The following is a 10,667-nucleotide window of genomic DNA, read 5'->3' as shown; positions in this document are numbered from 1 at the left end:
AATTTTGCGGACTTGTTTCATAGGCTAAAATTAAGATTATTTCTTAACTTAATGTGATGGCTAAGTTAGCATGTCCACCATACCTATCCACCCAATTTTGGGTGGATAGGTATGATAAACATCAGACTTTGTTATTAATTCAAATATATAAATAATTCGTTACAAATAGTTAAAATGATTATTTAATAAGTGAACTGGTTTGAGTGGTTTTGATGAATGTTATTTTGAAAACAAAAACGCTCTAAATAGCCCCGATAGAAGTGAAAATCCTTTGTTTTGGCGGTAGCCAAAAGCAAAGATTGCAGCGCATAGCGGGACAAAAGTGATTCTGGAAAACAATCGTTCTGCTCCAAAAAAAAAGCTGCCCAAGATTGGACAGCTTTAGTATGTTGGATATTCCGAAGCACGTTCGGAATAAGCGATTCACATAATTTTAGTTGATAAAATGGGTTCGCTGCTTATTTGATCAGCTCAAAACTTCTTTTCACGAAAGCCGTTAATGCTTCTCCTTTTAATAGGTTTTGTGATAACTTCGCTAAGTCAAGCGCTTGTTTGACCAAACTTTCCTGAGCGTCTTTGTCTTTGTTGTTTAGAATGCTGGTTGCCAATTCAGAATTAGTATTCACCACTAAATTATACATTTCCGGCATATTTCCCATACCGAACATTCCACCGCCGCCAGACTGACTCATTTCTTTCATTCTACGCATGAATTCAGGTTGCGTGATGATAAATGGCGAAGCATTGCTATCTAAAGCTTCCAGTTGAACCGAATAATTTTGTTTAGGAACAATGGCTTCTAAAACAGTTTTTAGGTTGGTTTGCTCTTCCTCCGATAATTTAGAAATAGTAGTTTCCTCTTTCTTGATTATATTATCAATATGATCCGAATCCACACGTACAAAAGTCATGTTGCTGTTGTCGCCTTCAATTTTTTGAATTAAATGCGAGATAATTGGAGAATCCAACAATAAAACTTCATATCCTTTGTCTTTTGCAATTTCGATATAAGAGTGTTGTGCTTCTTTGTTTCCAGCATATAAAACCACTAATTTCCCGTCTTTATCCGTTTGATTTGCTGCAAGGTTTTCTTTTAATTCTTCTAAGGTGTAATATTTTCCATCCACTGTTGGATACAAAACAAATGCTCCTGCTTTTTCGTAGAATTTATCTTCGGAAAGCATTCCGTACTCCAAAACGATTTTGATATCGTTCCATTTTTGTTCAAAATCTTCACGGTTTTCAGTAAACAACGATTTCAATTTATCGGCAACTTTACGCGTAATGTAATTGGAGATTTTCTTCACCGCAGCATCCGCTTGTAATCCAGAACGAGATACATTCAACGGAATGTCCGGTGAGTCTATAACTCCTTTTAACATAGTCAAAAATTCAGGTACAATTCCTTCAACATTATCCGTTACGTACACTTGATTTTGATACAACTGGATTTTGTCTTTCTGAATTTGTAAATCCGAACCTAATTTTGGGAAATACAAAATACCGGTTAAGTTGAACGGATAATCTACATTTAAATGAATGTGGAATAACGGTTCTTCAAATTGCATTGGATATATTTCTCTGTAGAAATCCTTGTAATCAGCATCTGATAACTCCGTTGGTTGTTTCGTCCAAGCCGGGTTTGGGTTGTTGATGATGTTGTCAACTTCTACTTCAGTAAAAATTTTGTCTTTATCTTCTGCAGCAACTTCTTCACCCTTTTTTTGCTCTATTTTCTCTGTTTTGGTTCCAAATTTAATTGGAATAGGCATGAACTTATTGTATTTGTTCAGTAACTGATTGATTTTTGAATCTTCTAAAAATTCCAAAGAATCTTCGGCTATATGCAAGATAATTTCTGTTCCGCGAGTAGTTTTGTCAGCAGGTTCTAGAGTAAATTCCGGGCTACCATCACAAGTCCAGTGCGCAGCTGGCTCGTCTTTGAAAGATTTAGTGATGATTTCCACTTTTTCAGCAACCATAAAAGCAGAATAGAAACCAAGACCAAAATGGCCAATAATTCCAGAATCTTTAGCAGAATCTTTGTATTTATCCAAAAATTCTTCAGCTCCAGAAAAAGCAACTTGATTGATGTATTTTTCCACTTCATCAGCTGTCATTCCCAGACCTTGATCGATGATGTGTAGTTTTTTGCCTTCCTTGTCGATTTTTACCTCGATAATTGGGTTTCCGTATTCTACTTTGGCCTCGCCAATGCTGGTTAAATGCTTCAGTTTTAAAGTTGCATCTGTCCCGTTCGAAATCAATTCACGCAAGAAAATTTCGTGATCGCTGTATAAGAATTTCTTGATTAAGGGAAAGATGTTTTCTACCGAAACATTAATTTTACCTGTTGTCATATTTTGAATTTTTAAGTTTATTTTTATGGATAAAATACTTTCAAATAGAATACCAATTATTGTTGAAGTGACAAATTGGCGCAGGCGTTAATTATGATATAAAATAATTTAATTTTGAAACTATTTTGTTTTTATTGCTTTGTATCTTTGTTAAAACATTAATTACATAAATTTCAAACGATGAAAAAAATCATTTTATTATGCACATTAGCGGTTTTAATGTTTGCATGTAAGTCAACATCGGTAACGAGTACGAACACCGATAGAAAAGCTCAGGTCATGATGAAAGGAGACTGGGTGATTAGCGCGGTAACCTATCCAGGTTCACAATATATTAAAGTGAATACGTTTCAACTTGCGGATTCCGAATGCTTTATTGGAAGTACGTGGAAGTTTATTTCGAATAATAACAAAGGGAATATGGCTTTGACCAAAGCAAATTGTGTTTCGTTTAGTTCACCAATTACATGGTTTGTTAACAATGACGAGCAATTTGTATTGAAAGTACTTGATGCAGGTGAAAAAGCGCGAAAAGTGAGAGACGGTTATATTTTACGCCTTGCAAACCAAACGGAAACTTCTTTTCAATTGATCGATAAAATCGATGTAGGAGGAAAAATGACGGATGTCGTGTATCAGTTCCAGAAAGTTAATTAATTAATAAAAATAGCGATATGAAAAAGATTTCAATAGTTGCAATGGCAACAATAATGATTATAGGTTCAATGTTTACCAGTTGTGAAGCAATCAAAAACACCAATAAAACCCAAAGAGGAGCTGGAATAGGTGCTGTTGCCGGAGCCGTTCTGGGAGGTGTTCTTGGAAACAATCTTGGAAAAGGCGGTAATGGAGCAATGGGAGCTGTACTTGGTGGAGTTGTTGGTGGAGTTGCCGGTGGAGTTATTGGTAACAAAATGGACAAACAAGCAAGAGAAATAGATGCAGTACTTCCTGGAGCTGAAGTCGTTCGTGTAGGAGAAGGTATTAAACTGGTTTTGAATGAAAATGCAGTGCGTTTTGATACTAATAAATCTTCATTGACGGCCAGTGCTAAAGCAAATTTAGATAAATTAGTTCCTGTTTTTTCAGAATATCCGGATACTGATATTACGATTTACGGATATACTGACAGCACAGGTCCAGCGGATTACAATTTGAAACTTTCAGGAGAAAGAGCGGCATCAGTTAGAAATTATTTAACTAGCAAAGGGGTTTCTTCCAGTAGATTTCAAGTGACTGGTTTAGGAATTGCAGATCCAATTGCCTCCAACGAAACAGTTGATGGCAGAAGTCAAAACCGTCGTGTTGAATTTGCGATTACTGCAAACGATAAAATGATTAAAGATGCTGAATCCGAAGGAAAAAATTAAGTATAAAATACCAAAAAACAAAGGCTGTTTCGTCAAGAAGCAGCCTTTTTTTGTGTCCAAATTGCAATAAAACATTGTAAATTTGCAGTCTTAATTACAGATGATGCTCGAGATAAAAAACATATCCTTTACTTACATTGAAAAGCCCGTAATAGAAGAGGTTAGTTTTGCCATTGCAAAAGGGGAAAACGCCGCTATTATTGGCGAAAGCGGTTGCGGTAAAAGTACGTTGCTAAAACTCATATACGGATTATATGATTTGGATAACGGAACAATTACCTATAATGACAAACCTATTTTGGGTCCCAAATACAATCTGATACCGGGAGAAGATTATATTAAATATTTAGCACAGGATTTCGATTTGATGCCGTACATAACCGTTGAAGAAAATGTGGGCAAGTTCTTGTCAAATATGCATCCGGAACAAAAGCAAGCTCGAGTCCAAGAGCTGTTAGAAATGGTCGAAATGACTGCTTTCGCAAAAGTAAAAGCGAAGTTCCTAAGCGGCGGACAGCAGCAGCGAGTAGCCTTGGCAAGAGTTTTAGCATTAGAACCCGAAATTATTTTGCTCGATGAACCGTTCAGTCAAATTGATTCTTTTCGGAAAAATTCGTTGCGTCGCAATTTATTTAGGTATTTAAAAGACAAAGAGATTACCTGTATTATTGCCACACATGACAGCACCGATGCGTTGTCTTTCTCTGATGAAACTATTGTGGTTCAAAACGGAAAAGTGGTAGTAAAAGGAAACTCAAAAACACTGTATCAAAACCCAGCTAATAAATATATAGCTTCGCTTTTTGGGGAAGTCAATGAGTTAAAATTGTCTCAATTAATTGAACTTGTGGATGAAGCGGATCAGCCGCTTTTATTGTATCCGCATCAATTAAAAGTGGTGGACAACGCCATTATGAAAGTAGTCGTAAAACAATGTTATTTTAAAGGAAGTCATTATTTAGTCAAAGCAGCTTTCGAAAGAAGAGCGATTTTTTTTGAACATGATTCGGAATTAGCATTAAATCAGGAAGTATATTTGATGTTATCCTGATGATTAGTATTCGGTAAACAGTGCTCAGTATTCAGTGATTTTCAGTTCTGACAACTATCGAAAGTAGAAGTCGTTTTCAACTTTTATAAAAGTAGTAATAAACAAAAACCCCAAAGTCAAAGTGAATTTGGGGTTTTGTGCTATGTTAATTTTTTTTGTAGAACTTACTGATCACTCAATAACTGATCACTGAACCCTTTTTAGAATTAATTCTTTAAATACTTTTCTAAAAACTGGTCTTGTTCCCAAAGCAAATGCAAAATATTTTCTTTGGCTACATAACCGTGTGCTTCTTTTGGCAGAATTACCATTCTTGCCGGAGCACCTAACCCTTTCAAAGCTTGAAAATAACGTTCGGTTTGCAGAGTGAAAGTACCCGGATTATTATCTGCTTCACCGTGTACCAAAAGCATGGGCGTTTTCATTTTATCCGCATTCATAAATGGTGACATCGTGTTATACACTTCAGGAGTTTCCCAGTAGTTGCGTTGTTCGGTCTGGAAACCAAAAGGTGTTAGCGTTCTGTTGTAAGCACCACTTCGAGCGATTCCACACGCAAAAAGATTAGAATGCGTTAGTAAATTAGCGGTCATAAAAGCACCATACGAGTGACCTCCAACAGCTACTTTTTTTCTGTTGATGTATCCTAAAGCATCCACGGCATTGATGGCGGCTTCTGCATTGTCAACTAATTGCATCATGAAATTATCATTGGGCTCCGTTGTTCCTTCTCCAATGATAGGAAAAGCAGCGTCATCAAGAACGACATAGCCTTTGGTTACCCAATATACGAACGATCCATAACTAGGAAATGTAAATTCGTTCGGGTTTTGTGTGCTTTGTCCTGCTGAATTTTTGTCTTTATATTCAGCTGGATAAGCCCAAATCAACAATGGCATTTTCTCTTTTTTGATTTTGTCATAACCAACAGGTAAATATAACGTTCCGGATAATTCAACACCATCTTTACGCTTGTATTTAATCACTTCTTTACTCACATTTTTGATACTTTCAAAAGGATTTTTGAATGCGGTAATTGGTGTTAGTTTGTTTTTTTGTTTAATATTTCTAAGGTAATAATTAGGGTATTTATTTTTAGACTGGATTTGGACTAAAACCGTTCCTTTTTTGAAGTCTTCAATCTCCAAAACGTCTTCTTTTTTATCGGTGTAAGTCGAAGTATACAACCGTTTTGCTTGCAACGTTTTCAGATTAAATTCACTTATAAACGGGAATTGCCCGTTTTTAGTAAATCCATTACCAATAAGATATGCATTGTCATTTTCGATAGCCAAAACATACCTGTTGTATTGGTTTTTTCTGGTTTCAAAATTTCCAGGATCAGAATATACATCCTGTGAATTTCTGTCGAAAATTACTTTTGGAGCCTGACTTGGATTCGAGGGATTTATTGCATACGTTTTGGTATTACGGGTATCATACCATTCATCTGTAATTATAGCCACGGTATCATTTCCCCAAATTATTCGGTCGTAGCGTTGTGGTGTTTTTACCAATGAAGTAGCGGAAAGATTAAAAGGTGCGTTCCAAAGAAAAACTTCATCTCTGAATTCCACTTTGTTTGCAGGATCTCCACCGTCTAAAGCTTCAGCATAAGTTAATGTTGCGGGTTTGTCGGTTCTCCAGCTCATGTTTCTTTTTCCTTTTCGAACGGCCATAAATCCTTTAGGAATAATCTCCGTCAGCGGCACTTCATTGACTACTTTTACTTCGTTTCCAGCTTTGTCATAGATTACTGATTTTGAAGGAAAACGACTCAACGGGACAATGTATGAAAAGGGTTTTTGAATCGTAGTCAGCATTAGATAATTGCCGTCAGGGGAAAAACTTTCTCCCGCATACATAGCTGCATTTTTGAATAAAGTTGCTGTTCCGTTCAGGTTTACTTTGTACAATTCAGAAGTCATGATGTTCTCAAAATTGATTTCATCATTCTTGTTTTTCAACATATCCGGATAAGTTCTGTTCTGCGATTTTACACCATCGGCGTTTGAAATTATCGGACCGGTTGGTAAATCTTTTTTGGCATCCAAAAGAGCTGCTCTGTTTTTTGGTAACATTTTCACCAAAATAGTTTCGTTGTCATTCATCCAGCTGAACGGACTTCCAATATTAGCATTCACTGTTGCTTCCGTTAATTTGGTGGCTTTCGCCGAAGCAACATCGATAACCCAAAGTTCTACTCCGGAAGCTGTGGTGTGCGAAAATGAGATTTTTGTATCATTTGGAGACCAACCGATAGTACTGATACGAGGATTCGTTGGCAAACCTGTAACCTGTACTTCATTTTTGTCTTTTATTTTGCGTAATTTCAGGTTGTTCACGTATGTAACAGTACTGGAAATATTTGTAATTGGATTAATCCGCAATCCACCCAAACGCAGTTCTTCTTGGTTTAAATCGTCCAGTGATTTATACGTATTTCTGTACGTAAGCAACATGTATTCTTTTTTAGTATCCATCGATACTGAAGGTGCTCTTTCATAATCCGCTAAATCCAATATGGACTGAGATGGTTTTTGATAGGTTAAGTTTTCTTGTGCAAAAGTGGTTAAGCTCAGTCCAAGAAATAAAAAAAATGGAATTTTTAACTTCATAATTTGAATGATTTTAAATTAGCATTGGCAGTGTCAATAATTGGTCTAAAATAAATCAATCTTGTTACATTTGGAAACAAAAACTTTTTTTTAACGTTTGAGTCAGATCCGGATGAGGTCACAATAGTATTATTTTTAAGCACTTCAACAGATTGTATTTGTAAGTATAACAAGAAATTGCGCAAAAAAGCATAAAAGTTGTAAATTGCTAAAAAAGTAGTAATTTGTGTGCTCATATTTTCAAGTATGTTTTAAATTTGTACTCGTATTTTAATAAAATAACAATAATATATGTATCATTCAAAAATAGCAGGATTGGGTTATTATGTTCCCGAAAACGTAGTGACTAATGACGATTTGTCCAAAATTATAGACACTAATGATGAATGGATTCAGGAAAGAACTGGAATTCAGGAGCGAAGACATATTATAAAAGGAGAAGACACGACGACTTCTATGGGAGTGAAAGCTGCCAAAATTGCTATTGAGCGTTCTGGTGTTGCTAAGGAAGACATCGATTTTGTGGTTTTTGCCACATTAAGCCCTGATTATTATTTCCCTGGTCCAGGCGTTTTAGTGCAACGGGATTTAGGGTTAAGAACCGTAGGCGCATTAGATGTAAGAAATCAATGTTCTGGATTTGTTTATGCTTTATCAGTGGCAGATCAATATATCAAGACTGGCATGTATAAAAACGTATTGGTAATTGGATCAGAAGTTCATTCTACCGGATTGGATATGACCTCGCGCGGAAGAGGGGTTTCAGTAATTTTTGGAGATGGTGCAGGAGCGGCTGTTTTGAGCAGAGAAGAGGATTTGACCAAAGGAATTTTATCCACACACTTGCATTCTGAAGGGCAGCACGCCGAAGAATTAATTGTAAAAGCGCCCGGAATGGGAGGCCGTTGGATAACAGATATCTTGGCAGATAATGATCCGGATGATGAGAGTTATTTCCCGTACATGAACGGACAATTTGTATTTAAAAATGCAGTGGTTCGTTTTAGCGAAGTAATTAATGAAGGATTACAAGCAAATAATTTGCAGGTTTCGGATATTAATATGTTGATTCCGCATCAGGCAAATTTGAGAATTTCACAGTTTATCCAAAAGAAATTCAACTTGACCGATGATCAGGTCTATAATAATATTCAGAAATACGGTAATACTACCGCCGCTTCTATACCAATCGCTTTGACTGAAGCATGGGAAAAAGGCAAAATAAAATCAGGAGATACGGTTGTATTAGCCGCTTTTGGAAGTGGATTTACTTGGGGTAGCGCCATTATTAAATGGTAAATAGTAGTACAATAAATCGTATGTCGATTCCAATTGTTCTTTGATAAATAGTCTAAGCCTGCGCAAATTATTGTGCAGGTTTTTTTTATTTAAAGAGGAACCGTTATATTTATAGTTCAAAAGTGATGCAACCAATAGTAATACAATCAAAATGACTAATCGTAGAAATTTTTTGAAAACAGCTGCTTTCGCTTCCGCAGCTATGGCTTTACATTCATTCAAAGGGAAACCAGAGGAAGAAAATGATTTTTCATCTAAAAAAGGAAGTAAACCTATTGTGCTTTCGACATGGAATTTTGGAATCCAAGCGAATGCAGCCGCTTGGGAAATTTTAAAAAATAACGGACGAGCTTTAGATGCTGTCGAAGCCGGAGTAAAAATTCCAGAAGCCGATCCTACGGAACGGAGCGTAGGCTATGGCGGAAGACCAGATCGAGACGGTCGCGTCACACTTGATGCATGTATCATGGATGAAAACGCCAATATAGGCTCAGTAGGATGTTTGGAGTTTATAAAACATCCCATTGCGGTGGCTCGCGCTGTGATGGAAAAAACACAGCATGTCATGTTGGTAGGTGATGGTGCTTTGCAGTTTGCGTTGTCGCAAGGTTTTGTAAAAGAAAATTTATTGTTGGAAGAATCTGAAAAAGAATGGAAAGAGTGGTTGAAAACCAGCCAATACAAACCCATTGCCAATATTGAAAATCATGATACCATTGGGATGATTGCATTGGATGCTGACGGTAATCTTTCTGGCGCATGCACCACTAGCGGAATGGCTTTTAAAATGCACGGACGTTTGGGTGATTCCCCGATTATTGGCGCTGGATTGTATGTAGACAATGAAATTGGTGCGGCCACGGCCACAGGACATGGAGAAGAAGTGATTCGGATTTCTGGTTGTCACTTAGTGGTTGAGCTGATGCGCCAAGGAAAATCACCACAAAAAGCGTGTGAGGAAGCGGTGGCCCGAATCGTAAATTTGACCCGTAAAAGAAATAAAAATGTAAAAGATATCCAAGTTGGTTTCATTGCCTTAAATAAAAAAGGAGAATATGGCTCGTATTGCATTCAGGGCGGTTTCAACTATGCTGTCCATGATACATCTGGAAACCGATTAATTGATGCCGATTATTTTTTGAAATAAATGAAAAAAGCACAACTGGAAATTGCCTGTTTTAATTTAGAATCGGCTATAATTGCTGAAAATAGTGGTGCTGACAGGGTTGAATTGTGTGTCAATAGAACAGCGGGCGGAACAACGCCAGATTTAGAACTTACTAAAATTGTTCGCGATAAAATCACCATCGACTTGAATGTTATGATTCGGCCTCGTGGTGGGAATTTCGTTTATTCTGATTCTGAAGTGGCACAAATGAAATCAGAAATCTTGGCATTCAAAAAACTTCAGGTTGATGGTTTTGTTTTTGGAATTTTAAAAGAAGACGGTAGTATCAGTGAACAACAAAATAAGGATTTAGTTGCTTTGGCAAACCCATTGCCTTGTACGTTTCATCGTGCTTTTGATGGAGTAGAAAATAAATTTCAAGCACTTGAATCGCTAATCGGATGTGGTTTTAAAACCATTTTGACCTCTGGACAAGAAACAAATGTAGTTGACGGTATCGATGTTTTGGCAGCCTTAGTTAGAAAAGCAACTGACCGAATTATAATTATGCCGGGCGGCGGTTTGCGTTCTGTTAATATTACCGCATTAAAACAAAAAACAAAAGCTATTTTCTATCATTCTTCCGCAATTATTGATGCAGGGGAACTAGCAAATCAGTTGGAGATCCAAGCCCTAAAAGCAAATTTAGAATCCCTGTAAAACTTTATAAATCAAAAAACCCAGAGTTGGCATACTCCGGGTTTTTCTTTTTGTAACAAACTATTAAAATGAGTTTCTTTTGATTTAGAGTAGACTAAGGAAAGGCTAGTTTGTTACAAGCATTTTGCTTTTTTTATTTAA

The 10,667-nt window shown here is 36.6% G+C and carries 8 protein-coding genes; 6 read left to right on the top strand and 2 right to left on the bottom strand.

What is annotated here, in order from left to right; translation table 11 throughout:
• Positions 1–458: 458 nt before the first annotated feature.
• Positions 459–2,360 (bottom strand): molecular chaperone HtpG, encoded by a 1,902-nt coding sequence (gene htpG / locus EKL96_RS09910; protein WP_126461568.1) that lies wholly within the window; start codon positions 2,358–2,360, stop codon positions 459–461.
• Positions 2,361–2,540: 180 nt separating this feature from the next.
• On the opposite strand from htpG, the gene EKL96_RS09905 reads away from it, so the two are divergent.
• The 3 genes from EKL96_RS09905 to EKL96_RS09895 all read left to right on the top strand — a co-directional run bounded on the left by EKL96_RS09905 (position 2,541) and on the right by EKL96_RS09895 (position 4,781).
• Positions 2,541–3,017: a lipocalin family protein gene (locus EKL96_RS09905; RefSeq protein ID WP_126461565.1), complete on the top strand. Its 477-nt coding sequence runs from the start codon at positions 2,541–2,543 to the stop codon at positions 3,015–3,017.
• Positions 3,018–3,034: 17 nt separating this feature from the next.
• Positions 3,035–3,730: an OmpA family protein gene (locus tag EKL96_RS09900; protein ID WP_126461562.1), complete on the top strand. Its 696-nt coding sequence runs from the start codon at positions 3,035–3,037 to the stop codon at positions 3,728–3,730.
• 103 nt (positions 3,731–3,833) lie between these two features.
• Entirely contained in the window at positions 3,834–4,781 is a 948-nt protein-coding gene (locus EKL96_RS09895) for an ABC transporter ATP-binding protein (protein WP_126461605.1), read from the top strand.
• Between the two features lie 206 nt (positions 4,782–4,987).
• Here EKL96_RS09895 and EKL96_RS09890 read toward each other — a convergent pair whose 3' ends face one another.
• Positions 4,988–7,399, bottom strand: coding sequence for a prolyl oligopeptidase family serine peptidase (locus EKL96_RS09890; RefSeq protein WP_126461559.1), 2,412 nt, complete (start codon positions 7,397–7,399; stop codon positions 4,988–4,990).
• Positions 7,400–7,690: 291 nt separating this feature from the next.
• On the opposite strand from EKL96_RS09890, the gene EKL96_RS09885 reads away from it, so the two are divergent.
• From EKL96_RS09885 to EKL96_RS09875, 3 genes are all read left to right on the top strand, one after another.
• A complete protein-coding gene (locus EKL96_RS09885) occupies positions 7,691–8,698 on the top strand; it encodes a 3-oxoacyl-ACP synthase III family protein (RefSeq protein WP_126453562.1) in 1,008 nt (335 codons plus the stop codon).
• A gap of 151 nt (positions 8,699–8,849) precedes the next feature.
• Positions 8,850–9,845, top strand: a complete 996-nt coding sequence (locus EKL96_RS09880) for an isoaspartyl peptidase/L-asparaginase family protein (RefSeq protein WP_126461556.1) — start codon at positions 8,850–8,852, stop codon at positions 9,843–9,845.
• The gene (locus EKL96_RS09875; RefSeq protein ID WP_126461553.1) at positions 9,846–10,526 is read left to right on the top strand and encodes a copper homeostasis protein CutC; all 681 of its coding nucleotides are present in this window, start codon (positions 9,846–9,848) and stop codon (positions 10,524–10,526) included.
• Positions 10,527–10,667: the final 141 nt, after the last annotated feature.

This window comes from Flavobacterium sp. LS1R10, from assembly GCF_003968825.1.
In the GTDB taxonomy this organism is placed as follows: domain Bacteria; phylum Bacteroidota; class Bacteroidia; order Flavobacteriales; family Flavobacteriaceae; genus Flavobacterium.
This window is presented reverse-complemented; position numbering and strand designations above follow the sequence as displayed.

What these genes read in the sequence shown, in the direction of transcription:
- EKL96_RS09895 (WP_126461605.1), top strand. Translation starts at nt 3,834, where the DNA reads ATGCTCGAGATAAAAAACATATCCTTTACTTACATTGAAAAGCCCGTA.
- EKL96_RS09900 (WP_126461562.1), top strand. Translation starts at nt 3,035, where the DNA reads ATGAAAAAGATTTCAATAGTTGCAATGGCAACAATAATGATTATAGGT.
- htpG (WP_126461568.1), bottom strand. Translation starts at nt 2,360, where the DNA reads ATGACAACAGGTAAAATTAATGTTTCGGTAGAAAACATCTTTCCCTTA.
- EKL96_RS09875 (WP_126461553.1), top strand. Translation starts at nt 9,846, where the DNA reads ATGAAAAAAGCACAACTGGAAATTGCCTGTTTTAATTTAGAATCGGCT.
- EKL96_RS09885 (WP_126453562.1), top strand. Translation starts at nt 7,691, where the DNA reads ATGTATCATTCAAAAATAGCAGGATTGGGTTATTATGTTCCCGAAAAC.
- EKL96_RS09905 (WP_126461565.1), top strand. Translation starts at nt 2,541, where the DNA reads ATGAAAAAAATCATTTTATTATGCACATTAGCGGTTTTAATGTTTGCA.
- EKL96_RS09880 (WP_126461556.1), top strand. Translation starts at nt 8,850, where the DNA reads ATGACTAATCGTAGAAATTTTTTGAAAACAGCTGCTTTCGCTTCCGCA.
- EKL96_RS09890 (WP_126461559.1), bottom strand. Translation starts at nt 7,399, where the DNA reads ATGAAGTTAAAAATTCCATTTTTTTTATTTCTTGGACTGAGCTTAACC.